The organism is Bradyrhizobium sp. Ghvi (genome assembly GCF_900115265.1).
Lineage (GTDB): Bacteria > Pseudomonadota > Alphaproteobacteria > Rhizobiales > Xanthobacteraceae > Bradyrhizobium.
Window position 1 is genome coordinate 215,330 of record NZ_FOVU01000009.1, and the last position, 24,067, is coordinate 239,396.

The following is a 24,067-nucleotide window of genomic DNA, read 5'->3' on the forward strand; positions in this document are numbered from 1 at the left end:
ACCTGGAATTTCGAACCGCCGGATTTCCGGGTTCGCTCGTTTCACGAGCGCCCCGGAATGACGAGCCAAACAAACAGGACCCCCCTATGAACGCGAAGCCCGGCTTCACCGATTACATCGTCAAGGACATTTCGCTCGCCGATTTCGGCCGCAAGGAGCTCTCGCTTGCCGAGACCGAGATGCCCGGCCTGATGGCCACCCGCGAGGAGTACGGCCCGAAACAGCCGCTGAAGGGCGCGCGTATCGCCGGCTCGCTGCACATGACGATCCAAACCGGCGTGCTGATCGAGACGCTCGCCGCGCTCGGCGCCGACATTCGCTGGGTCTCCTGCAACATCTATTCGACGCAGGACCATGCTGCCGCTGCGATCGCGGCAGCCGGCATTCCCGTCTTCGCCGTCAAGGGCGAGACGCTGACCGAATACTGGGATTACACCGCAAAGCTGTTCGACTGGCACGGCGGCGGTCACCCGAACATGATCCTCGACGATGGTGGTGACGCCACCATGTACGTCCATCTCGGTCTGCGCGCAGAGAACGGCGACGCTGCGTTCCTCGACAAGCCCGGCTCCGAGGAAGAGGAAGTTTTCTTTGCGCTGCTGAAGAAGCAGCTCAAGGAGAAGCCGAAGGGGTATTTCGCCGGAATCGCCAAGAGCATCAAGGGCGTTTCCGAAGAGACCACCACGGGCGTGCATCGTCTCTATGACATGCAGAAGGCCGGTACGCTGCTGTGGCCCGCGATCAACGTCAACGACAGCGTCACCAAGTCGAAGTTCGACAACCTCTATGGTTGCCGTGAATCGCTGGTCGACGGTATCCGCCGCGGCACCGACGTCATGCTCTCGGGCAAGGTCGCGATGGTCGCGGGCTTCGGCGACGTCGGCAAGGGCTCGGCCGCCTCGCTGCGTCAGGCCGGCTGCCGCGTGATGGTGTCGGAAGTCGATCCGATCTGCGCGCTCCAGGCGGCGATGGAAGGCTACGAGGTCGTGACCATGGAAGACGCCGCGCCCCGCGCCGATATCTTCGTCACGGCGACCGGCAACAAGGACATCATCACCATCGAGCACATGCGCGCGATGAAGGATCGCGCCATCGTCTGCAACATCGGCCACTTCGACAACGAGATCCAGATTGCGGCTCTGCGCAATCTGAAGTGGACCAACATCAAACCGCAGGTGGATGAGATCGAATTCCCCGACAAGCACCGCATCATCATGCTGTCGGAAGGTCGCCTCGTGAACCTCGGCAACGCGATGGGCCATCCGTCTTTCGTGATGTCGGCGTCCTTCACCAACCAGACGCTGGCGCAGATCGAGCTCTTCGCCAACAACAAGGACGGCAAGTACGAGAAGAAGGTCTACGTGCTGCCGAAGACGCTCGACGAGAAGGTTGCGCGCCTGCACCTCGCTAAGATCGGCGTCAAGCTCACCGAGCTGCGCAAGGACCAGGCCGACTATATCGGCGTGAAGCAGGAAGGCCCGTATAAGTCGGACCACTACCGCTACTGAGCCGCCGGTTCGGCCGACATTGACGCAAAGCCCCGGAGCGATCCGGGGCTTTGTTGTTTCGACGCATGGAATTCACCTCGCTTTGCGGTTGCTGCACGCCTGATTGCCAATTGACGGCCAGCGGTGGCGGGCGGACAATCCTCGGCGGCGGAGGAAATCATGCAACCGGAACATTTCGACGTGCTCATCGTCGGCGCCGGGCTATCAGGCGTCGGCGCGGGTTATCATCTCCAGACCAAGTGCCGGGACAAGAGCTACATCATTCTGGAGGGGCGCGACTGTATCGGCGGCACCTGGGACCTGTTTCGTTATCCGGGCATCCGCTCCGACAGCGAGTGTTCACGCTCGGTTATTCCTTCAAACCGTGGACCGATCCGAAAGCGATCGCGGACGGGCCGCAGATCCTGAACTATGTGCGCGAGACCGCGGCAGAGAACGGAATCGACAAGCACATCCGCTTCCGCCATCGCGTCAAGCGCGCAGCGTGGTCGACGCCTGAGGCGCGCTGGACCGTCGAGGTCGAGCGCACGACCGGGGAGGGCATGACGGAACTCGTGCACCTCACCTGCAATTTCCTGTTCATGTGCTCGGGGTACTACAAATACGAGGCGGGCTACACACCGGAATTCAAGGGCGTCGCGGATTTCGCTGGCCAGATCGTGCATCCGCAGAAATGGACCGAGGATATCGACTATGCGGGCAAGCGCGTGGTCGTGATCGGTTCGGGTGCGACCGCAGTGACGTTGGTGCCGGAGCTCGCCAGGAAAGCGGCGCAGGTCACCATGTTGCAACGCTCGCCGACGTATGTGGTGTCGCGTCCGGCGCAGGACCCCGTTGCCAACAAACTGCGCCGCAACCTGCCGGCGCGGCTCGCCTATCATTTGATCCGCTGGCGCAATGTGATGTGGGGGATGTTCTTCTTCCAGTTGAGCCGGCGACGGCCCGATAAGGTGAAGAATCTCATCCTGGGCGGCGTGCGTATGGCGCTCGGGCCGGATTACGACATCGCCACTCATTTCACGCCGCGCTACAATCCCTGGGACCAGCGGCTCTGCCTCGTGCCCGACGGCGATTTGTTCAGGGCGATCCGCGAAAAGCGCGCCGCCGTCGTCACCAACGAGATCGACACGTTTACCCACGATGGCATCCGTTTGAAGGACGGCAGCGAGCTTGCGGCCGACATCATCGTGACGGCGACGGGCCTTGTGCTCCAGGTCGTCGGCGGTCTCGAGGTCAGCGTCGACGGCTGTGCCGTCGATTTCGCCAACACATTGACCTACAAGGGCATGATGTACGCCGACGTGCCCAACATGGCCTCGGCCTTCGGTTACACCAACGCGTCATGGACGCTGAAATGCGACCTGACCTGCGAGTATGTCTGTCGGCTCATCAACTACATGGACCGGCACAATTTCCGCCAGTGCATGCCGCACAATGACGACGCTGACATCACCGCACAGCCCTCGCTTGATTTCACCTCGGGTTATGTGCAGCGCTCGGTCGCAAAACTGCCGAAGCAGGGCTCGAAGCGGCCTTGGCGGCTCTATCAGAATTATGCCCTCGACATCGTCTCCTTGCGCTTCGGCCGGATCGATGACGGCGTGATGCGATATTCCTGATCACACTCCGAACGGTTAACGCCGGATTAACGGATGAGTCCTAGCCTGTCCCGGCCGGGTTACTCGCAAGGCCGAGGTGAGCCCAATGGAAGCCCAGAAGATCGCGGTCGACGCCGTCGTCGCGCTGACCGATTGCGACCGCACGGCTGTGGTTGCCTTTATCCGCCAGCTCTATCTCGCGGGTGTCACCGATCCCAAGCGTCTGACCTTCAAGGGTCTCCAGGCCCTATCGCGGGCGTAATTGGCCCTTTTTGCCGGTTTCCCCCGGGTTCCCGGCCGGTTGGCTCCCTCCAGCGTGATTGCAACCCACCGGTGAATAGCTTGCTGCTGGGGTAAGGTCGGGTTACACGACATCCCGGCTGGATCACTTGGGATTGGGGAAATGCTGAAACAGCTTTTTGCGCCGCAACTCGTCATTCTGTATGTGCTTGCGGCATCGACCATCTATGTTCATTTCCGGGGCAAGCAGCGGTTGCGCTTCGCGCGCCAGCTCGGAGACCACTCGACCTATCTCGCACCTTACAACGTGCTGATGTATGCGGGCTCGGCCGTGCCGAACAAGCCCGTGATCTCGGTCGAGCAGTTTCCGGAGTTGAAGCCGCTCAGCGAGAACTGGGAGACGATCCGCGACGAGGCCGTCCGCCTGTTCGATGAAGGCTTTATCCGCGCGGCGGCCAAAAACAACGATTGGGGGTTCTATTCGTTCTTCAAGAGCGGCTGGAAGCGCTTTTACCTGAAATGGTACGACGACTTCCTGCCCTCGGCGAACACGTTGTGCCCGAAGACGGTAGAGCTACTCAAATCAATCCCGAGCGTGCATGGCGCGATGTTCGCAATGCTGCCGCCCGGCGGCAAGCTCGGCGCGCACCGCGATCCCTTCGCCGGCTCGCTGCGCTATCACCTCGGCCTGGTTACGCCGAACTCGAACAAGTGCCGCATCCTCGTTGACGGGGTCGAATGCGTCTGGCGTGACGGCGAAGCTTTCATGTTCGACGAGACGTTCATTCACAGCGCGGAGAATGCGACCGACGTCAATCGGATCATCCTGTTCTGCGACGTCGAGCGCCCGATGAAGTTCGGCTTCATGACCGCGATCAACCGCTGGGTCAGCCATCACATTGTCAAGGCATCCGCAACTCAGAACGTCGAGGGTGAGAATGTAGGCGTGCTCAACAAGGTGTTCGGCAAGCTCTACGAGATCCATCTCGGCAGCCGCAAGATCAAGGAGTGGAACCGCAACGTCTACTACACGCTGAAATACTCGCTGACGGCGCTGGTTCTCGGATTGATCGTGTTTTCAGCGCTGAAGTGATCGGCGTAGTTGGAACGTATCTGGAGTAGGGGAATGACCTCGTTGCCGGCCGCTGACAGCGAGACGGATCAATCCCTCCGTCAGTGGCTCGAGACCTTCGCCGGCTACGTGCGCGAGGTCGATTACGCCTCGGCGAGGCCGCTCTTTCATCCCGACGTGCTCGCCTTCGGCACGCACAACGACGTCATACCCGGCCTCGACCAATGGGTCTCGACGCAATGGAACAACGTCTGGCCGAAGACGACCGACTTCCGCTTTGTCCTTGAGCAGGCTTCGATCCTGGCCTCGTCCGACGGCACGATGGCGACCGTGATCGCGCCATGGACGAGCACGGGCTATCATCCCGATGGCAGCGCGTTCTCACGGCCGGGCCGTGCGACCATGGTGTTTGCCAGGAGTGCCGATGGCTGGCTGTGCGTGCATTCGCACATGTCACTCAATCGCGGTGTGCCGCAGGCGTCTCACGCCAACCGGCCGGTCAAGGCGTGGTAGGAATGCAGTCACAGGCGGTTTTGGCGACCGACTAAAGTTTTACCCCTTGTTCGGGTCCGGCTGGAACTCTTGGAACCCAACCTCGTTTGTTCCGCAACGAACAACCGATGAAAACCCGCGAGCGGGGGCCTGTCCGAGGGAGCATTCCCATGGCAACACTTGGCCTCGACTCCACCCAACTCACTGTATCCGAGCATCAGCGACAGCTTCGTCGCGCCGTGATCGCCTCCACGATCGGGACCGCGATCGAATGGTATGACTTCTTTCTTTATAGCACCGTCACGGGCCTGGTGTTCGCAAAGCTGTTCTTTCCGAACTCCGATCCCTGGGTTGGCACGCTGGAAGCATTTGCGATCTACGCGGTCGGCTTCGTCGCGCGCCCGATCGGCGCGGCGATCTTTGGTCACTATGGCGACCGCATCGGACGCAAATCCACCTTGATCGCAACGCTGCTTTTGATGGGACTGGCGACCGCCGCGGTTGCCGTGGTGCCGACCTATGCCAGCATTGGCATCTGGGGCGCCGTGATCCTGACCGTGCTGCGATTCGTTCAGGGCGTCGGCGTCGGCGGCGAGTGGGGCGGCTCGGTGCTGATGTCGATGGAATGGGCCCGCAATGACCAATCCCGAGGATTGATCGCGTCGTGGCCGCAATTCGGCGTGCCTTGCGGCCTGTTCCTCGCCAATCTCGCCGTGCTGGCGTTCAGCCAGATGGCGGGCGACCAGTTCCTGGCGTGGGGCTGGCGCATTCCGTTCGCGCTCAGCATCATCCTGGTCGCAGTCGGCCTTTATATCCGGCTCGGCATTCTTGAAACGCCGGTGTTCTCGAAGCTTGTGGCCGAGCGTCAAGTCGACCGCACGCCGATGCTGACCGTGATCCGGGACTATCCGAAGGAGATCCTGCTGTCCGCCTTCGCGCGCATGTCGGAGCAGGCACCGTTCTACATCTTTACCGCCTTCGTCTTCTCTTATGGCATCGGTACCTTGCACGTTTCGCGCGACTTCCTGCTCACTGCGGTGCTGTCGGCCTCGGTGCTGTCGTTTGTCTCGATCCCGCTGTGCGGCCACATCTCAGACCGGATCGGCCGCAAGAACATGTACATGCTCGGCGCTGCGGCGACGGGCATTTTCGGCTTCATCTATTTCGCGATGCTCAATACGGGATCGCTGGCCATCATCTTCGTGGCCATCATCCTGTCCCTGATCCCGCACGACATGCAGTATGGGCCGCAAGCCGCCTTGATCGCCGAGAGCTTTACCGGCCGCTTGCGCTATAGCGGCTCCTCGCTCGGATATCAGCTCGCATCGGTGATTGCCGGCGGTCCGGCGCCGCTGATCGCTACTTGGCTGTTCGGCACATTCCATTCTGCGACCGCCATTGCGGTCTACATCGCGATTTGCGCAGTCATGACGCTGGTCGCCACCGCGATGATGACCGACTACACCGGCAAGGACATCAACGCGGTGGGCGCGCACGAGCGGCGAGTGTGAGGGTGCAAAAAAGCCCCGGACGCGTACCCGGGGCCTTTTGCTTTCTGTGACTGGAGCTCAGCCTTACTCCGGCTGGCCGATCGACACCTTCAATGTGCCGACCCCGTCGACGCCGCATTCGAGCTTGTCGCCCACCTGAAGCTGCGACACGCCGGCCGGCGTGCCGGTCATGATGATGTCGCCGGCGGCAAGCTTCACTTGCTGCGAGAGCTGCCAGATGATTTCCGGCACGTTCCAGATCAGCTCGGTGAGGTCACCCTTCTGCGCTTCCTTGCCGTTGACCGTCAGCCAGATCTTGCCCTTGGCGGGATGACCGATCTTCGAGGCCGGCTGAATCGCGGAGCAGGGGGCGGAACCGTCGAACGACTTGCCGATCTCCCACGGGCGCTCCTTCTTGCGCGAGGCGATCTGGAGATCGCGGCGGGTGAGGTCGATGCCGACGGCATAGCCGTAGACGTGGTCGAGCGCCTTGTCGGCGGGAATGTTGAGCCCGCCGCTCTTCATCGCGACGATCAGTTCGACCTCGTGATGCAGATCCTTGGTCAGCGGCGGATAGGGAATGGTGGCGCCATCGGGCACCAGCATGTCGGCATGCTTGGCGAAGAAGAACGGCGGAGCGCGCTCGTCGTTGCCCATCTCGCGGATGTGCTCGAGATAGTTGCGGCCGACGCACCAGATGCGGCGCACGGGATAGCGGCCGCTCTCGCCGACAACGGGAAGCGAAGCCTGGGGCGGAAGCGGGATGACGTAGGAGGCGGCGTTCATGGAGCGATCTCGCTGCTCTTGGTGGGTGAGGGAACTCTATGCGGTTGCGCTGATCGGCGCCAGAGCGCCGGCGTCGTGATGCTGCAGGCGGAAGAAGGAGGCGTAGCGGCCGCCGCGACGGAGCAATTCCTCGTGCCGGCCCCGCTCGACGATCTCGCCGCCCTCGACGACGAGGATCGCATCCGCATGCATGATGGTGTGCAGACGATGCGCGATCACGATCGTGGTGCGATTCTGGCAGAGATGCTCGATCGCCTCCTGCACCTGCCGCTCGGACTCCGAATCGAGCGCCGCGGTGGCTTCGTCCAAGAGGATGATCGGTGCGTTCTTGATCAGCGCGCGCGCTACGGCGATGCGCTGGCGCTGACCGCCCGAGAGTTGCGTGCCGTGCTCGCCGACCGGCGTGTCGTAGCCGAGCGGGAAGCCCATGATGAAATCATGCGCGCAGGCCGCCTTTGCGGCCTCGATGATCTCGCTCTCGCTGGCGCCCGGCTTTCCGAAGGCGATGTTGTTGCGGATGGTGTCGCGGAACAGATAAACGTCCTGGCCGACATAGGCGGTTTGCGCGCGCAGCGACTTGCGGGAGACCGCGCCGATCGACTGGCCGTCGATCACGATATCGCCTTGCGTCACCTCGTAGAAGCGCAGCAGCAGCGCCAGCACGGTGGACTTACCGCCGCCGGAGGGGCCGACCAGCGCGGTGACCTTGCCGGGCTCGGCAACGAAGCTCATGCAGTTGAGCACGGTCTCGTTGGCGCGGTAGGCGAAGCTGACGTCACGCAGCTCGATCCGCGCGTCGGAAAGTTTCAGCGCCGGCTTGTCATCGTCGGATTGCTCGCTCGCCGGGCTGTCGACGACCTCGAGCAGCATGCGCGCGCCGACCAGCTGGCTGTTGAGATCGATGTTGAGCCGCGCCAGCCGCTTGGCCGGCTCGGTCGCCATCAGGAACGCGGTCATGAACGAGAAGAACGCGCCTGGCGTGGCGTTGAGCGCGACCACCGCGTAACCGCCGTACATCAGGCAGCCGGCGACCGCGAAGCCGCCGAGCATTTCCATCAGCGGATTGGAGCGGTTGGCGACGCGGGCCATTTTGTTGGCATTGCGCTCGACGATGGCGATGTTCTCGTCGATGCGGCTCTGCATGGTGTCTTCGAGCGTGAACGCCTTGACCGTGCGGATGCCTTGCAGCGATTCCTGCATCGTCTCCATGATGTCCGCGGTGCCGGTGAACTGGTTGTAGGCGAGCCCCTTGATGCGCTTGACCAGTTTGCGCAGCACCAGCATCGCTGGCGGCACCGCGACGAGGCCGATGAACGACATCAACGGGTCTTGCCACACCATCACACCGACCATGGCGAGCAGCATCAAGAGGTCACGCCCGATGGCGTTGACCAGCATGTTGAGCACGTCGGTGATCGATTTGGCGCCGGCCGTGAGCCGCGCCAGGAATTCGGACGAATGCCGCTCCGAGAAGAAGCCGACGCTTTCGCGCATCAGCTTGGCGAACAGCTGGCGCTGGTTGGTGGCGAGGATGGCATTACTGATCTTGGTCAGGATCACCATGTGGCCGTAGGTCGCCACGCCCTTGATGAAGAGCAGCACCACCGTGACGCCTGAGAACATCGCGATGCCCGGGATGTTCTTGTCGACATAGGCCTGGTTGATGACCTGGCCGAGCACGTAGGTCGCGCCCGCGGTGGCGCCCGCGGCAGCCGCCATCAGCGCAAAGGCAACGAGGTAGCGCCGCCAGTAGACGACCCCCTGTTCCATGACCAGGCGGCGAATCAGGATCGCGGCCGCATAGGGATCGTCGGTGATTTTCTTCGGAAACTGGGCCATCCGGTGTCCATTGACGGCGCAGGGACAAGCCTGCCCGCGCGTCAGGGATCGATGGGCCTCTGTGCCCGCTAAAGCTCCGCTTTTCAAGCCCAATTAAGGGCTTGCGCCGGAAGCGATTTTAGGCCGAGACGGCGTGGCGGAGCTCGCCGTGACGCTCGCGGAACAGCTTGTCCTCCCAAGCCAGCGCATGCGCCGCGATGGTCTCGAGGTCCTCGTATTGCGGCCTCCAGCCGAGCAGTCCGCGGATGCGGCTGGTGTCCGCGACCATGGTCATGATGTCGCCGGGCCGGCGCGCGGCATATTGCACAGCGAAGCTGCGGCCCGACACCCGACGTACCGCGTCGATGGTTTCAAGCACCGAATAGCCGCGGCCATAGCCGCAATTCAGTGTGGTCGAGGCGCCGCCATTGCGCAGATAAGCCAGCGCCGAGCGATGGGCCTGCGAGAGGTCCGTGACATGGATGAAGTCACGAATGCAGCTTCCGTCCGGGGTCGGATAGTCGGTGCCGAACACGTCGATCTTGGCGCGCTGGCCGGTCGCGGCTTCCACCGCGATCTTGAGCAGATGGGTGGCACCGACGGTGGCAAGCCCGATGCGCGCCTGCGGATCCGCGCCGGCGACGTTGAAATAGCGCAGCGTCACGTACTGCATGCCGTAGGCGGTGGCGACGTCCTGCAGCATGATCTCGGTCATCAGCTTCGACGACCCGTAGGGCGACAGCGGCCGCGTCGGCGCGTGCTCGGGCACCGGCACCTGGTCCGGATTGCCGTAGACGGCGGCGGTCGAGGAGAAGATGAAGCGGCTGATGCCGCGCTTGACCGCGACGTTCAGCAGGTTGCGTGCAGTCGTGAAATTGTTGCGATAATAGCCGAGCGGATCGCGCATCGAATCCGGCACCACGACGGAGCCGGCGAAATGGATGATGCTCTCGATATTGTGCTGGGCGATCACGCCCTCGAGCAACTTCTCGTCGCCGGCATCGCCGATGAACAGCGGCACGCCCTCGGGCAGATAGGCGGAGAAACCGGTGGAGAGATCGTCGATCACGACGACGTCCTCGCCGGCTTCTGCCAGCGCCAGGACCGTGTGACTTCCGATATAGCCGGCGCCGCCGGTGACTAGCACAGTCATGATCTCACCCGTCTTCGATCAACGCGGATGCTAGCGTCTGCGTAGTGAAGAGGGGGTATCGGCAGCCCTGAACTGGTCACTATGCTTAATGTTGCGTATAGGGGACGCACCAAACGGAGCATGACGTGGCAAATTCCGCGGGCGATCTGCAAGTGATCGTGCCAAATCTGCACAGGCGCTATTCCGGGGTCACCGCGACCAACCGGATGGTGGCGCCGCGGCTGGCAAAGCTGTACCGCGCCGGCTGGTTCGGCTCGGACGCACCGGAGGGGATTGTGCGGCTGGGTATCGCCGATGTCCTGAAGCTATGGCGCCGCAACCGGCCCTTGATCTGGCATGCGCGCCGCAACAACGAGATGATCGCAGGCGTCTTGCTGCGCGCCCTCGGCTGGCCGCTCAAGCTGGTGTTCACCTCGGCGGCGCAGCGGCATCACAGCTGGATCACCCGCTGGCTGATCCGGCAGATGGATGCGATCATCGCAACGTCCGACATCTCGGCCTCGTTCCTGAAGGTGAAGGCGACGGTGATCCCGCACGGCGTCGACACCGACGTCTATGCGCCGCCGGTCGATCGCGCCGCGGCGTTCGCGGAAAGCGGCTTGCCGGGCCGTTACGCCATCGGCTGCTTCGGCCGCGTGCGGGCGCAGAAGGGCACCGATGTGTTCGTCGATGCGATGTGCCTGGTGCTGCCGCGCTATCCTGACTTCACCGCCGTGATCGTCGGGCAGGTCACGGCCGAGCAGACGCCTTTCGCGAATGAGCTCAAGAAACGCATCGAGGCAGCTGGCCTGCAATCGCGCATCGTCATCACCGGCGAGCTGCCGATCGAACAGGTGCAGCGCTGGTATCAGCGGCTGACGATCTACGCCTTCACCTCGCGCAATGAAGGCTTTGGCCTGACGCTGATTGAAGCGATGGCCGCCGGCAGCGCGCTGGTCGCTGCCCGCGCCGGAGCTGCCGAGCTCGTGGTCGAGGATGGTGTGAGCGGCGTGCTGATCCCGGCGGGCGATGCCGATGCCTTGGCTACAGCACTCGAGCCGCTGATGCGCGACGTGGCTGCGGCGACCGCGATGGGTGAGCGGGGACGAGCGCGAGTGCTGGCGAAGTTCAGCCTCGATGCTGAAGCAGCGCGGATCGGCAAGGTCTATCGGCCGCTGCTCTGAATGGCCGACGTTTCGGCGCCGCCGGCCAGAATCTCGAAAACAACCCCATGCACAGTAGGCCGGGCCAGACAAATCAAAGGCTTGCAAAGCCGGCATGACGGCGATGCGGATTTTACGAAATTCGTTAGGCAAGTCCGGTCGAGGAAAGAAGGAGGAAGAACTCGGTCAGTGTGAGCCCTTCGATCGAACTCTCGACCCGAAGCGTGGCTGAGCTTTCGGAGACTTCCTTGACGAAACAGGGCCGGCGCCAGGTGCCGTCGATCGCCATCATCTGCGCCGGCAGCGGCCGCTCGAAGACGACCCGCTGGGTCTCGCGCTCCTTCTCTGTCGGCACGTCTTAGCGATTCGCCTGCGGCTGAAAACGCGCGCCTACGGTTCCTGCAGAATGAGGTGGGTCGAGCCTGCGCTCATAGGTGGCGGCAAGATCTAGCAGGCGCTTCCTGGTGAACGGGTCCGCCTTCGCCGCGAGATCGCGGATGTCTTGAGCGCGTCCCCTGATGAAGTTCTCATCCATTGGCTGTTTCCCTCTGAAAGAAAGGATGCCTGGTCTTCCCGACGGTGTAAGCAACATATGTTAGATCGAAGGAAACTTGCCGATCGCGAGCCCGCTACGCGCGCCTGATCTGCGCCAGCACCTCCGTCACGAACGCGTCGAGATCGCCGCCCGGGAAGAGGAAGCCCGGCAGTCCGAGCGCCTTGCCGGCCTCGATGTCGCGGGACTGATCTCCGATCACGAAGCTGCCGTCGAGCTGCACGGGCCAGTGCTGGACGAGGTCGCGCAACATGCCCGGCGCGGGCTTGCGCCAATCATGCTCCCCGATATAGCCGGCGACGGTTCCTTGCGGATGATGCGGACAGAAGCGGATGTCGTCGATCCGCGCGCCGTCGCGCGCGAGCTCGTTGCGCATCCAGCCGTGCAGATTGTTCACGTCGTCCTCGGTGAAGAGGCCACGCGCGACGCCGGACTGGTTGGTGAAGACGAACACCCAGTAACCTGCCTCGTTGAGACGGCGAACGGCCTTGGCGACGTTGGGCATCCAGCGGATGCGGTCTCGCGTGCCGATATAGGCATCGTCATGGTTGATGACACCGTCGCGATCGAGGAAGGCGGCGGGCTTGGCAGGGTGGGTGTCAGACATTTGCCTGTGTCCTGGTCAGCACGTCCCTTGCGATCTCGACGACGTCCCGTGCCGCAATATCCCGCATGCAGCGGTGGTCATTCATCCTGCAGATCGTGCTCTGGCAGGGCTGGCAGGCGAGCACGCTCTTGTTCTGGACGACGGTCGCGGCGAGGCCGTTGAGGGGCGCCCAGAGATAGGGGCTGGTCGGGCCGAAGATGCCCATGGTGGGTGTGCCGAGCGCCGCTGCGATGTGCATCAGGCCCGAGTCGTTGGAGATGGCGACGCCAGCGGCGGCCATGGCCAGCACGCCGTTGCGTAAGTCGTTGCCGGTGAGATCGCGGACATCAGGGCCGCCGGCAGCGACGATCTCCTGGGCCAGGCCCTTTTCGGCGGGGCCGCCGACCACCCAGACCTCCAGGCCGCGCTCGACCAGCAGGCGGGCGGCTTCGGGATAGTACGTCCAACGCTTGGAAACGCCGACCGAACCAGGGGCGAGCGCGACGGCGGGGCGGGCGCTGAGCCCATTGGCCTGGCGCCAGCGGGCGACCTCCTCAGTCGGCACCCGCAATTGCGGCACCGGCCATTCCGGCGGCAGTGGCGCGCCGTCGGGCTGGGCGAGGGCAGCGTTTTTGTCAATGAAGCGGGGCAGCTTCCTTTCGCCCCAGCGCCAGTGGTTCAGTAGGCCAAACCGGAACTCGCCGACGAAGCCGACCCTTTCAGGGATACCAGCCAGCGCCGGCGCGATGGCCGCCTTCCAGGTCCGGGGCAGCACCAGGGCCGTACCGTAGTTCCGTTCGCGCAGCAGCTTCGCCAGGGCGAGCTGGCTGCCTACGGCGAGACGGCCGCGGGGCAGGTCCCAGACGATGCCCTTCCGCACGCCGGGCATATAATCGACCAGGGGAGCGCAGAGAGACGTGGTCAGGAGATCGACCGGCCGATTCGGCCAGCGTTCCTTCAGGACCCGGACAACGGTGTGATTCCGGACGAAATCGCCGATCCACATGTAGGGAATGATCAGGATCGGGCGGGTATCGCTCCGGTCTGCATCTCCACTAAATTGCGAATCAATATTCATTCGTTAATAGGGCCGAAGACGTGCTGATGTTGGCTGTTCGGTTAGCCGCTCCGGGCCTGCAGGTAAAGCGGATGGAGCGCCCATCCCAAAACCGCTTACACTTTGGCGGATCATGCGCTACGGCAGGACCGGGCCGCAAAATATCAGGCAGGGAATTTCGGAATGTTGCTGGTGACCGGCGGAGCCGGTTTTATCGGGTCGAACGTCGTGGCCGCGTTGAACGATGCCGGTCGCAGCGACGTCGTGGTCTGTGATCTCCTCGGCAGCGACGGCAAGTGGCGGAATCTCGCCAAGCGCCAGCTCGTGGATATCGTCCCGCCCGCCGAGCTGCTCGATTGGCTGAAGGGCCGCAAGCTGGACGCCGTGATCCATCTCGGGGCGATTTCCGCGACCACAGCGACCGACGGTGACCTCGTGTTCGAGAGCAATTTTCGCATGTCGATGCGACTGCTCGACTGGTGCACGGCGGGCGCGGTGCCGTTCATTTACGCCTCCTCCGCGGCGACTTACGGCGACGGCGAGACGGGTTTTGACGACGACGCCGCGGTTCCCGCATTGAAGAAGCTTCGGCCGATGAATCTCTATGGCTGGAGCAAGCACATGTTCGATCTCGCCGTCGCCGGGCGCCTCGCGAGCGGCGATCCGCTGCCGCCGCAACACGTGGGCCTGAAATTCTTCAACGTGTTCGGGCCCAACGAGTACCACAAGGGCACGATGATGAGCGTGCTGGCGCGCCGCTTCGATGACGTCAAGGCCGGCCGCGTGGTGCAGCTGTTCAAGTCGCACCGCGAGGGCATCGCCGACGGCGATCAGCGCCGCGACTTCATCTATGTCGAGGACGTCGTGCGCGTCGTCATGTGGCTGCTGGCGACGCCCGCGGTGTCGGGACTGTTCAATGTCGGCACCGGGACGGCGCGCAGCTTCAAGGACCTGATGCTCGCCGCCTACGCCGCACTCGGCACCAGGCCCAACATCGAATATGTCGACATGCCCGAGCAGATCCGCGGCGCCTACCAATATTTCACCCAGAGCAAGGTCGATCGTCTTCACCGCGCTGGCTACAACGGCGGCTTCACGGCGCTCGAGGACGCGGTGAAGGCCTATGTCGGGGATTACCTCGACCGGCCCGACCGCTTCCGCTGAGGCCTTTTGATCATGCCGACGCCCATTCTCGATTTCGACGCCCTTGCGCAAACGATCTCCGGCCGCACGGTGCTATGCATCGGCGACATCATGCTGGACGAGTTCGTCTATGGCGAGGTGTCGCGGATTTCGCCGGAGGCTCCGACCCCCGTCATCGCGGCCCAGCGCAGCGAGATCCATATCGGCGGTGCCGGCAATGTCGCGCGCAATATTGCCTCGCTTGGCGCGTGCTGTGTCTTCGTCGGTCTCGTCGGCGAGGACGATGCGGGCGCACGGCTCAAGGCCGCGCTGGCGGACTATGCCGGCATCGAGAGCGCGCTGGTGCGCGATCCGTCACGTCCCACCACGCGAAAGGTTCGCTTCGTCTCCGAGCATTTTTCCACGCATATGCTGCGCGCGGATTGGGAGCAGGCGTCGGCGGCCTCCGATGAGGTCGAGACGAAGCTGATCGAGGCGATTCTGCCGCAGATTCCGCGCGCCGATATCGTGCTGCTGTCCGATTACGCCAAAGGCGTGCTGACCGCGCGCGTGATCCGCCACACCATCGATGCCGCGCGACAGGCGGGGAAGCCTGTGATCGTCGATCCCAAGAGTCTGAATTGGGCGATCTATCGCGGCGCCACGCTGCTCACGCCCAACCGCAAGGAATTCGCGGAAGCCACCCGCAGCCGCGCCGACACCCCGCAAGGCATCGCCGAGGCCAGCGAGGACGTGATGCGGCTCGCCGATTGTGAGGCGATCCTGGTCACACAGGGCGAGCACGGCATGACGCTGGTGCCACGCAAGGGCGAGGCCGTTCATGTGCCTGCTTTCCCGGTAAAGGTGCGCGACGTCTCCGGCGCCGGTGACACCGTCGCGGCGGCGCTCGCGGTCTCGCTCGCCGCCGGCGCGGATTGGGATACGGCCCTGCGCATGGCGAGTGCAGCGGCCGCCGTTGCCGTCGGCAAGCAGGGCACCGCCAGCGTGAGCGCGGCCGAGCTGCGACGCAAGATCCTGCCACATGCCACGCTCGCGGCCGAGGAGAAGGTCGTGACCGCGCCCGGCGCGCTGGCGGCCCAGCTCGCCGAATGGAGGCGGGAGGGATTGCGCGTCGGCTTTACCAATGGCTGCTTCGACATCCTGCATCCCGGCCACGTCAAGGTGCTGACCGCGGCGCGCGCCGCCTGCGATCGCCTGATCGTCGGACTCAACAGCGATGCCTCGGTGCGCCGATTGAAGGGCGCGGATCGTCCGGTCCAGGACGAGCGCGCGCGCTCCGAAGTGCTGGCCGCGCTCGAAGCCGTCGATCTCGTCGTCATCTTCGAGGAGGACACGCCGATCGAGCTGATCACGCAGATCACGCCGAGCGTGCTGGTGAAAGGCGGCGACTACACGCGCGAGCAGGTGGTCGGCCACGAGGTGGTCGAAGCTGCCGGTGGGGTGGTCGTGCTGGTCGACATTTTGCAAGGTTTCAGCACGACGGCGCTGGTCCATCGCGCGCGGGGAGGGGGCAAGTGACGGACCAGGTGACGGCGCTGGAGCGACAAACGACCACCCACGTGCTGTGGCGGCGTTTCCGCAGCCCTGCGGCGTGGAGCGAGACGGCGGACCTGTTCGCGATCCTCACCGTGGTCTCGCTGCCTTGGTCGACTTCGCTCACGGCGATCTTCAACGCCGCGTTCCTGGTCTGCATGGTGCCGTTTCTCGACGTCAGGGCCTTCCTGCAATCGCTGATGCGTCCGATCTGCGCGGCACCGATCGCACTGTTCCTGCTCGCGCTGGTGGGAACGCTGTGGTCGGATGCAGCGTGGGCCGTGCGCCTCTATGCGCTCAGTCCGACCGTCAAGCTGCTCGTGCTGCCCATGCTGCTCTACCATTTCGAGCGCTCCACGCGCGGGCACTGGATCTTCATCGCCTTCCTGGTGTCCTGCGCGTTGCTGTCGATCATGTCGTGGCTGGTGGCGTTCTATCCGCAACTGTCGCTGAAACCCTACGACCCCCTCGAACGCGGCATCTTCGTCAAGAACTACATCGACCAGAGCCAGGAATTCACGTTGTGTGCGGTCGCGCTCGCCTATCCCGTGATGATGCTGCTACGCGAGAAGCGCTACTGGCTTGCCGGGCTGCTGGCCGCACTGGCGCTGAGCTTCCTGGTCAACATGGCCTTTGTGGTGGTGTCGCGCACCGCGCTGGTGACCGTCCCGATCATGCTGGGCGTGTTCGCGCTGCTTCATTTGAGGTGGCGCAGCATCGCGATCATCTCCGCCGCACTGATCGCCTGCGCCGCAATCGCCTGGCAGGCCTCACCGCAACTGCGCAATACGGCCGACACCTTTTCGCGGGACTACCGGCTCTACATGCAAGAGAACAGGCCGACATCCATGGGCGAACGCCTCGAATATTGGCGGCATGCTGTTCGGTTTTTCGCGGACGCTCCATTCGTGGGCCACGGCACGGGCTCCACGCAAGGGCTGTTCGAGAGAGCCGCGCAAGACCCCTCATGGGTTCCGGGCGTCAGGGTCTTTCCGAACCCGCATAACCAGACGCTACATGTCGCGATCCAGTGGGGCCTCGCCGGCATCGTGGTTCTCTACGCGATCTGGATCCTTCATTTTCAGCTGTTTCGCGGCGACGGATTTGCCAGGTGGATCGGCCTGCTCGTCGTGGTGCAGAACATTTTCACCTCGCTGTTCAATTCCCATCTGTTCGATTTCCACGAGGGCTGGATGTACGTCATCGGCGTCGGCGTCGCCGGCGGCATGGTGATCCGGATGCAACGGGAGACGGCGAAGGTGGGGGAAGTCGGTTCCTGAGCGGTCGCGCGGCTGGCAACTCCGGTCGATATGGGCTATCAGCGCGGTCAGGTTGTACCCATTGGGATATTCATCGGTCGGCGGATGACGCGTCTTTCGCATCTCACCTTGCGCAATTTCATGATCGCGCTCCACGACTTGCTGGCGACGACAGCGGCGCTGTTCGCAGCCTTCTATCTGCGATTCGAGGGCGGCGAGGGCTTCTATGATCGCCTGCCGCTCTTGTACCAGATCCTGCCCTACTTCCTCGCCTTCAGCGTGGTAGTGTTCTTCGTCTTCAACCTGACCACGACGAAATGGCGCTTCATCTCGCTGCCGGATGCGATGAACATCATCCGCGTCGCGAGCGTGCTGACGGTGGCGCTGCTTGCGCTCGACTACATCTTCGTCGCCCCCAACGTCCGCGGCGCCTTTTTCCTCGGCAAGGTGACGATCGTCCTCTACTGGTTCCTCGAGATATTCGCTCTCAGCGCCTTGCGCATGGCCTATCGCTACTTCCGCTATACGCGGGTGCGGCGCCATGCCCGCAACGAGGATGCCGCCCCGACGCTGCTGATCGGCCGTGCCGCGGATGCCGAGGTCTTGTTGCGCGGCATCGAGAGCGGCGCGATCAAGCGGATCTGGCCAGTCGGCGTGCTGTCGCCGTCGAGCTCCGACCGCGGCCAGCTGATCCGCAACCTGCCGGTGCTGGGCGACCTCGACGACATCGAAGACGTCGTCGCCGACTTCACCAAGCGGGGCAAGGCGATCACGCGTGTCGTGATGACGCCCTCCGCATTCGAGCCGGAGGCTCACCCGGAATCGATCTTGATGCGGGCGCGCAAGTTAGGTGTCATCGTCAACCGCATGCCCTCGCTCGAGAGCGGCGACACGCCGCGATTGACCGCGGTTGCGGTCGAGGATCTGCTGCTGCGGCCGAGCGAAAAGATCGACTATGCGCGGCTGGAGGCCCTCATCCGGGGCAAGGCGGTGATCGTCACCGGCGGCGGCGGTTCGATCGGATCCGAGATCTGCGAGCGTGTCGTCGCTTTCGGCGCCGCGCGGCTCCTGATCCTGGAGAATTCCGAGCCGGCACTCTACGCCGTCACCGAGGCGCTCGCCGCGCACGGCACGGGGGCTGCGATCGAGGGGCGGATCGCCGACATTCGCGACCGCGAACGCGTGACGCGGCTGATGGCCGAGTTCAAGCCTGACATCGTGTTCCACGCAGCCGCGCTCAAGCACGTGCCGATCCTCGAGCGCGACTGGAGCGAGGGCGTCAAGACCAATATCTTCGGCTCGATCAACGTGGCCGACGCCGCGCTCGCCGCCGGCGCCGAAGCCATGGTGATGATCTCGACCGACAAGGCGATCGAGCCGGTGTCGATGCTGGGCCTGACCAAACGTTTCGCCGAGATGTACTGCCAGGCGCTCGACCATGATCTCGCGACGGGCAGCAGCGGGGCCAAGCCGCCGATGCGGCTGATCTCGGTCCGGTTCGGCAATGTGCTGGCCTCGAACGGCTCGGTGGTTCCGAAGTTCAAGGCGCAGATCGAAGCAGGCGGCCCTGTCACGGTGACCCATCCCGACATGGTCCGCTACTTCATGACCATCCGCGAGGCCTGCGACCTCGTGATCACCGCGGCGACGCACGCGCTCGGAACGCAGCGTCCCGACGTCTCGGTCTACGTGCTCAACATGGGCCAGCCGGTGAAGATCGTCGATCTCGCCGAGCGCATGATCCGTCTCTCCGGCCTGCAGCCCGGCTACGACATCGAGATCGTGTTCACGGGGATGCGGCCGGGCGAGCGCCTGCATGAGATCTTGTTCGCCTCCGAAGAGCCGACTCGCGAAATCGGCGTTGCCGGCATCATGGCCGCGCAGCCGAACGAGCCGCCGATGCAGACCCTGCGCAAATGGATCGCCGCGCTCGACCAGGCGATCGCGCGCGACGATCGGGCGACCATCAGGACCATCCTGAAGGATGCGGTCCCCGAATTCGGGTCGACCGCGGCCTGACCATGCAGCCGCCACATGAGATCGCCCGCAAGATCGTCGTCGCGAGCCAGCATTATCCGCCCGATCCGAGCACGACCGCGGCGATCATGGCCGAGATCGCCTGCCGCCTCGCCTCCGAGCACGAGGTCGTGGTGCTGTCGGGCTCGCCAGGTGCGCTGCCGGCCTCGCAGACGGGTGTGGGCAAGCCGCGCGTAATCGCCGTCAAGAACCGGATGGCGGGAAAGGCGGCGCTGGTCCGGCGCGGTCTCTCCGAGCTGCTGTTCGTGCTGCGCATCTTTCTCGCGCTGTTGCGGCGCTTGCGGCGCGATGACGTCGTGCTCACCGTCACGGCACCGTTCATGCTGCCTTACGCGGTCGCGGCCGCGGCCTGGCTCAAGGGCGCGCGCTCGGCGCTGGTGATGCACGACCTGTTTCCGGACGTGCTGGTGATGGCGGGCCTGTTGAAGCCGCGCTCGATCATGGCGGGCGCGATGCGCGCCGCCAACAGCCTGATGTTCAGCGCGCTCAATGCCGTGATCACCATCGGCCGTGACGCCGAGCGGCCGTTGCTCAGCTATTCCGGCATGACGCGGAACAAGATCCGCTTCATTCCGAACTGGGCCACGCTGGTGCCGGCAGTGCGGCCGGTCGCCTTGGACAATCCGTTCCGCAAGCGGCTTACAGGGCGCTTCATCGTCGGGCTGTCGGGCAATCTCGGTTTCACCCATGATCCCGAGATCGTGTTCGAGGCGGCGCGCCTGCTCAAGGACGAGCCGGACATTCGCTTCCTGCTCTCCGGCTGGGGCATCGGCTTCGAGCGGCTGAAGCAGTTGCAGGCGGATGCGAATCTCCCGAATGTTTCCTTCGCGGCGCGGGTCGAGGATGCCGAGCTCGAGGCGTTCCTCGCCGCGGCCGACCTCTGGATCATCCCGTATCGCAAGGACGTCGCCGGGGTGTCGGTGCCGAGCCGGTTCTACAATCTGCTGGCGGTCGGCCGTCCGGTCGTGCTGGTCTCCGAGCCCGAGGCCGAGGCCGCCTTGACGGTGGTGGAGAACGGTCTCGGCTGGGTGGTGACGCCGGGCCGCGCCGATCAGCTCGCCTCGACGATCCGTGCGGCATCGAGGTGCGGCGATGGTGCTTTTGCCGAGCGTGCGGTGAAGACGGCATCGAGGTTCGACCGCGGCATTGCGATGAACGCCTATGCCGCCCTGATCGATGAGTTGTTGCGCAACCCGAACCTGAGGGAGGAGCGATGAGCGGGAGCAAGCGGGTCGTGCTGGTCACGGGTGCGAGCGGCTTCGTCGGCTGCCACGTCGTGCCTGCTCTGGTGCGCAAAGGCTGGTCGGTTCGTCGCGCGGTTCGCAGCCCCGAGGGCCGCGACGACGAGATCGTTATCAAGTCGCTCGGTCCCAATACCGATTGGACGGCTGCGCTCGACGGGGTCGAGGCCGTCGTCCATCTTGCCGCGCGCGTGCATCACAAGCATGAGGAGCACGCGGTCCAGCTCTACCGCAACGTCAATATCACCGGCACGCTGCATCTGGCGCGCTCCGCGGCGGCCGCCGGCGTGCGTCAATTCAACTTCGTCAGCACGGTTCTCGTGCATGGGCGCAGCAATGATGGCCGCGCCCCGTTCAGCGAGGATGACGTCCTCACGCCGCGCGGCCTCTACGGCATGTCCAAGGCGGCGGCGGAGGCGGGCCTGCGGACGCTCGCGCGCCACAGCGACATGAAGATCTCCGTGGTCCGGCCGCCGCTGGTCTATGGCGCGGGCGCCAAGGGCAATTTTGCGCTGCTGACGCGCGCGGTGAATTTGGGATTGCCGCTGCCCTTTGCCGCAATCCGCAACCATCGCGCCTTTGTCGCCGTGCAAAACCTCTCGTCCTTCATCCTGCACCGGCTTGCCCATCCGGACCCCGCGAGCAATTTCGAGGTCTTCCTGGTGGCCGACAGGGAGCAGGTCTCGACGCCCGAATTCATCGAGCGCCTGGCGAAGGCGTCCGGCAAGAGCCCGCGGATGTTCGGCGTATCGCCGAGGTTGCTGGGCTCGCTGCTCGGCCTGCTTGGCCGGCAGGAAACGCATGACAGTCTGATCGGCTCGCTCGAGCTCGACATCTCCAAGGCGATCGCAACGGGCTGGCAGCCGGAGGTGTCGCTCGACGAGGGGCTGCGGCTGGCGTTGGCAGCTCAGGACGCCTGAGGGCGGGAGAATCGCTGCAGCACGAAGGCGACCGCGATCGCGCCTGCGACAAGCGCGAGCAGCTTGAGCGTCATCGAGCCGGAACAGACGGTGAGGATGGCAAGGGCCGCCAGCACGAGATTGAGGGCAAACACGTCACGGATGACGCGCGGAACCGTAAACCCGTTGTCGGTGGCGCGCTGATAGAAATGCGAGCGGTGCGCCGACCAGAACTGTTCGCGCCTTGCGATGCGGCGGAACAACGTGATGGTGGAATCTGCGAGATAATAGGCCGGCAGCAGCAGCGCCGCGGCTGGCTCTCCGCGCCAGGCAAGCTCGAGCAGGCACCAGCCGAGCAGTAGGCCGATCGGCAGGCTGCCGACATCGCCCAAGAAGACTTTCGCGACCGGCTTGTTGAACGGCGCAAAGCCGAACATCGCGCCGCACAGGGCCGTTGCGATCAACACAGCCGGCCAGGACAATTCTCCGAGCAGACCGAACAGCGCCAGCGCGGCGGTGACCGGCACCACTTCGGCCACCGTCATCAGGTCGAGTCCGTCCATGAAGTTGACGAGGTTCACGAACCAGATGCCGGCGAACACAATTAGGCCGCGCTCGAGCGCGAGCGGGAGTGCCGGCACGATGCGCGCATCGTCGGGCGCGGTGAATACGACAGCGCCAACACAGGCGGCTTGTAGCACGAGCCGCACCAGCACCGGCAGCGAGACGATATCGTCGGCGAACCCGACCAGCGCGATCACGACTGTCGCGACGACCAGCGCCGGCGGAATCGCAACGTTGGCCCAGACTGCCCATGCCAATCCCACGACGAGCGTCGCCGATATCACCGCGATGCCCGCGCCTTGTGGGGTCGGCATACGGTGCGAGGAGCGGGCATTCGGCCGCGCCAGTGCGTAGCGCTGGAGCAGGGGGCGGCTGGTCCAGGTGATGAGCGCCGACATCAGCGCGGCGATCACAAGGGCAAGCAGCGAGGGCACGATCGCAGCCGCGGTCACTCCGGCACCCCGAGTTGCGCCGAGCCCTGCGCGGCCTTTTCCGCGCTGAGGATCCAGACCAGTCCGCCGAACGCGCCGACGATGAAGAAGACCGCGCCGAACAGCAGCGAGACGTTGACGCCTTCGTTGGCAGCGAGCCCGGCAAAGCCGAAGGCCAGTCCCATGCTCGCCTCGCGCACGCCCCAGCCGGCAATCGAAATCGGCATCAAGGTGATCAGCATCACCGGCGGCACCAGCAGGAAGACCTGGACGAACGTGACGGGGGCTGCGATCGACTGCACCACGCACCAGGCGATGACGACGGCAAGCACGTGAACCAGCAGCGACAGGACCGCGATGGCGGGTCCGCGGGTGCGGCTGAAGATGACGCGGTTGGCGATCACGGCGCAGGCGTGGATGTGGTGGGTGGCCCACCATGTCTTCAGCCACGACCATTTCAGCGCGCCGAAGATCAAAAAGCCGATGCCGCCGGCGAGTGCTGCGAAGTCGACCAGCAGCAGCGCCGAGCGGCCGCTTGGATCGGTAATCAGCTGATAGCTCCAGGGCAGGCTCGCGACGATGAGGATCGCAAGCGCGACGAGGCCGATGGCGCGGTCGACGAAGATCGAATAGGTCGCCGCGCGCCATCCGGCACCGGCGCGCGCCACCAGCCAGAGCCGGACCGCGTCGCCGCCGATCGCGGACGGCAGGGTCTGGTTGAAAAAGGAGCCGATCACGTTGTAACGCATGGCGCGGCCGAGCTCGAGCGGCGCACCGCATTCGGCGCTGATCTCGCGCCAGCGCAGCACGCCGACGAAGATCTGCAGAAACGTGACCGCGATCGCCATGCCGATCCAGACCAGGCTGGTCGCGGTGAAGCGCGACAACAGCTCGGTGAGGTCGACCTTGCGCAGCGCCAGATAGAGTAGCGCAGCAGAGATCAGGATTTTGGCCGTCGACAGCAGGATTCGGCGCATCTCGTCCGCAGGGTTTGCGAAGATTGGAGGCAACCCGACGCGAGGCGTCGAATTCGGCCGCTTTGGTATGGTTTTGGCGCCGATCTTGCAATAGCGGTTATCAAAAGGCTCATCGGAAGAGGTTGTGAGGGGGCTGATGGCTGTGCGAGCCCTTCGGTACCGGTTGGAGTGGCCCGCGGGCGGGCCTTGGGCATCGCCTGGGAACAGGATGAAGGATCTGACGATTTTGGTCACGGACGCGGCCTGTGTCCGGCGCCTTAACCATGGCAAATGGCGCCGCGGCTTCACCTATCTTGACGCCGCGGCCCGCGTAGTATCCAAGCCGATCGCTCGGGGGCCACAACTTTGTCACCTGGTATCGGACCACTACAAGGAATGACGATGGACAAACGCATTATCCCCCTGATCATGTGCGGCGGCGCCGGCACGCGGCTGTGGCCGGCTTCGCGCGAGGTGCGGCCGAAGCAGTTCCTGCCGCTGTTCGGTGC

Annotated in this window: 22 protein-coding genes and 1 pseudogene; 14 read left to right on the forward strand and 9 right to left on the reverse strand. The window is 64.2% G+C overall.

Going from position 1 to position 24,067, the window contains the following annotated elements:
• The first annotated feature begins 86 nt into the window (after positions 1–86).
• The 6 genes and pseudogenes from ahcY (at position 87) to BM374_RS29125 (ending at position 6,421) form a co-directional block, all read left to right on the forward strand.
• Entirely contained in the window at positions 87–1,508 is a 1,422-nt protein-coding gene (gene ahcY, locus BM374_RS29105) for an adenosylhomocysteinase (protein WP_092300482.1), read from the forward strand.
• 159 nt (positions 1,509–1,667) lie between these two features.
• A pseudogene (locus tag BM374_RS29110) lies at positions 1,668–3,127 on the forward strand (flavin-containing monooxygenase).
• Between the two features lie 85 nt (positions 3,128–3,212).
• Complete coding sequence (locus BM374_RS38805; protein WP_177248595.1) at positions 3,213–3,368, forward strand: hypothetical protein; 156 nt, start codon at positions 3,213–3,215, stop codon at positions 3,366–3,368.
• Between the two features lie 141 nt (positions 3,369–3,509).
• Positions 3,510–4,439 carry an aspartyl/asparaginyl beta-hydroxylase domain-containing protein gene (locus BM374_RS29115; RefSeq protein WP_092300485.1) on the forward strand — a complete coding sequence of 310 codons (930 nt, stop codon included), beginning with the start codon at positions 3,510–3,512 and terminating at the stop codon, positions 4,437–4,439.
• Between the two features lie 33 nt (positions 4,440–4,472).
• Complete coding sequence (locus BM374_RS29120) at positions 4,473–4,931, forward strand: YybH family protein (RefSeq protein WP_092300488.1); 459 nt, start codon at positions 4,473–4,475, stop codon at positions 4,929–4,931.
• 149 nt (positions 4,932–5,080) lie between these two features.
• Complete coding sequence (locus BM374_RS29125; RefSeq protein ID WP_092300492.1) at positions 5,081–6,421, forward strand: MFS transporter; 1,341 nt, start codon at positions 5,081–5,083, stop codon at positions 6,419–6,421.
• Positions 6,422–6,484: 63 nt separating this feature from the next.
• Here BM374_RS29125 and BM374_RS29130 read toward each other — a convergent pair whose 3' ends face one another.
• The 3 genes from BM374_RS29130 to galE form a co-directional block, all read right to left on the reverse strand.
• Positions 6,485–7,186 (reverse strand): fumarylacetoacetate hydrolase family protein, encoded by a 702-nt coding sequence (locus tag BM374_RS29130; protein WP_092300495.1) that lies wholly within the window; start codon positions 7,184–7,186, stop codon positions 6,485–6,487.
• 36 nt (positions 7,187–7,222) lie between these two features.
• Positions 7,223–9,025, reverse strand: coding sequence for an ABC transporter ATP-binding protein (locus BM374_RS29135; RefSeq protein WP_092300498.1), 1,803 nt, complete (start codon positions 9,023–9,025; stop codon positions 7,223–7,225).
• A gap of 118 nt (positions 9,026–9,143) precedes the next feature.
• Positions 9,144–10,157 (reverse strand): UDP-glucose 4-epimerase GalE, encoded by a 1,014-nt coding sequence (gene galE, locus BM374_RS29140; RefSeq protein WP_092300501.1) that lies wholly within the window; start codon positions 10,155–10,157, stop codon positions 9,144–9,146.
• A gap of 125 nt (positions 10,158–10,282) precedes the next feature.
• On the opposite strand from galE, the gene BM374_RS29145 reads away from it, so the two are divergent.
• Positions 10,283–11,320 carry a glycosyltransferase family 4 protein gene (locus BM374_RS29145; RefSeq protein ID WP_092300504.1) on the forward strand — a complete coding sequence of 346 codons (1,038 nt, stop codon included), beginning with the start codon at positions 10,283–10,285 and terminating at the stop codon, positions 11,318–11,320.
• Between the two features lie 124 nt (positions 11,321–11,444).
• On the opposite strand, the gene BM374_RS29150 is transcribed toward BM374_RS29145, so the two are convergent.
• The 4 genes from BM374_RS29150 to waaF form a co-directional block, all read right to left on the reverse strand.
• Entirely contained in the window at positions 11,445–11,654 is a 210-nt protein-coding gene (locus BM374_RS29150; RefSeq protein ID WP_502689464.1) for a hypothetical protein, read from the reverse strand.
• Between the two features lie 3 nt (positions 11,655–11,657).
• Positions 11,658–11,834 (reverse strand): hypothetical protein, encoded by a 177-nt coding sequence (locus BM374_RS38810; protein ID WP_177248596.1) that lies wholly within the window; start codon positions 11,832–11,834, stop codon positions 11,658–11,660.
• Positions 11,835–11,928: 94 nt separating this feature from the next.
• Positions 11,929–12,459, reverse strand: a complete 531-nt coding sequence (locus BM374_RS29155; RefSeq protein WP_092300506.1) for a D-glycero-alpha-D-manno-heptose-1,7-bisphosphate 7-phosphatase — start codon at positions 12,457–12,459, stop codon at positions 11,929–11,931.
• Complete coding sequence (waaF, locus tag BM374_RS29160) at positions 12,452–13,516, reverse strand: lipopolysaccharide heptosyltransferase II (RefSeq protein WP_092300509.1); 1,065 nt, start codon at positions 13,514–13,516, stop codon at positions 12,452–12,454. Before waaF ends, BM374_RS29155 begins: the two co-directional genes overlap by 8 nt.
• 162 nt (positions 13,517–13,678) lie before the next feature.
• Between waaF and rfaD the strand changes: the two genes are divergently transcribed.
• The 6 genes from rfaD to BM374_RS29190 all read left to right on the forward strand — a co-directional run bounded on the left by rfaD (position 13,679) and on the right by BM374_RS29190 (position 21,628).
• The gene (rfaD, locus tag BM374_RS29165; protein WP_092300512.1) at positions 13,679–14,659 is read left to right on the forward strand and encodes an ADP-glyceromanno-heptose 6-epimerase; all 981 of its coding nucleotides are present in this window, start codon (positions 13,679–13,681) and stop codon (positions 14,657–14,659) included.
• A 12-nt stretch (positions 14,660–14,671) separates the two neighbouring features.
• Positions 14,672–16,156 (forward strand): D-glycero-beta-D-manno-heptose-7-phosphate kinase, encoded by a 1,485-nt coding sequence (gene rfaE1 / locus BM374_RS29170; protein WP_092300589.1) that lies wholly within the window; start codon positions 14,672–14,674, stop codon positions 16,154–16,156.
• A complete protein-coding gene (locus tag BM374_RS29175) occupies positions 16,153–17,451 on the forward strand; it encodes an O-antigen ligase family protein (protein WP_244552722.1) in 1,299 nt (432 codons plus the stop codon). Before rfaE1 ends, BM374_RS29175 begins: the two co-directional genes overlap by 4 nt.
• Before the next feature lie 84 nt (positions 17,452–17,535).
• A complete protein-coding gene (locus BM374_RS29180) occupies positions 17,536–19,449 on the forward strand; it encodes an SDR family NAD(P)-dependent oxidoreductase (RefSeq protein WP_177248597.1) in 1,914 nt (637 codons plus the stop codon).
• A gap of 2 nt (positions 19,450–19,451) precedes the next feature.
• Positions 19,452–20,684, forward strand: coding sequence for a glycosyltransferase family 4 protein (locus BM374_RS29185; RefSeq protein ID WP_177248598.1), 1,233 nt, complete (start codon positions 19,452–19,454; stop codon positions 20,682–20,684).
• On the forward strand, positions 20,681–21,628 hold the full coding sequence (locus BM374_RS29190) for an NAD-dependent epimerase/dehydratase family protein (RefSeq protein WP_092300518.1): 948 nt from the start codon (positions 20,681–20,683) through the stop codon (positions 21,626–21,628). The genes BM374_RS29185 and BM374_RS29190 overlap by 4 nt, the downstream gene beginning before the upstream one ends.
• On the opposite strand, the gene BM374_RS29195 is transcribed toward BM374_RS29190, so the two are convergent.
• Together BM374_RS29195 and BM374_RS29200 are read right to left on the reverse strand one after the other, a co-directional pair.
• Positions 21,616–22,569: an MraY family glycosyltransferase gene (locus BM374_RS29195; protein ID WP_092300598.1), complete on the reverse strand. Its 954-nt coding sequence runs from the start codon at positions 22,567–22,569 to the stop codon at positions 21,616–21,618. The genes BM374_RS29190 and BM374_RS29195 overlap by 13 nt on opposite strands.
• A gap of 50 nt (positions 22,570–22,619) precedes the next feature.
• Positions 22,620–23,579, reverse strand: a complete 960-nt coding sequence (locus BM374_RS29200) for a lysylphosphatidylglycerol synthase transmembrane domain-containing protein (protein ID WP_092300521.1) — start codon at positions 23,577–23,579, stop codon at positions 22,620–22,622.
• A 381-nt stretch (positions 23,580–23,960) separates the two neighbouring features.
• Here BM374_RS29200 and BM374_RS29205 point away from each other — a divergent pair.
• Positions 23,961–24,067 (forward strand): sugar phosphate nucleotidyltransferase (locus tag BM374_RS29205; protein WP_177248599.1); only part of this gene is annotated, 107 nt, incomplete at its 3' end.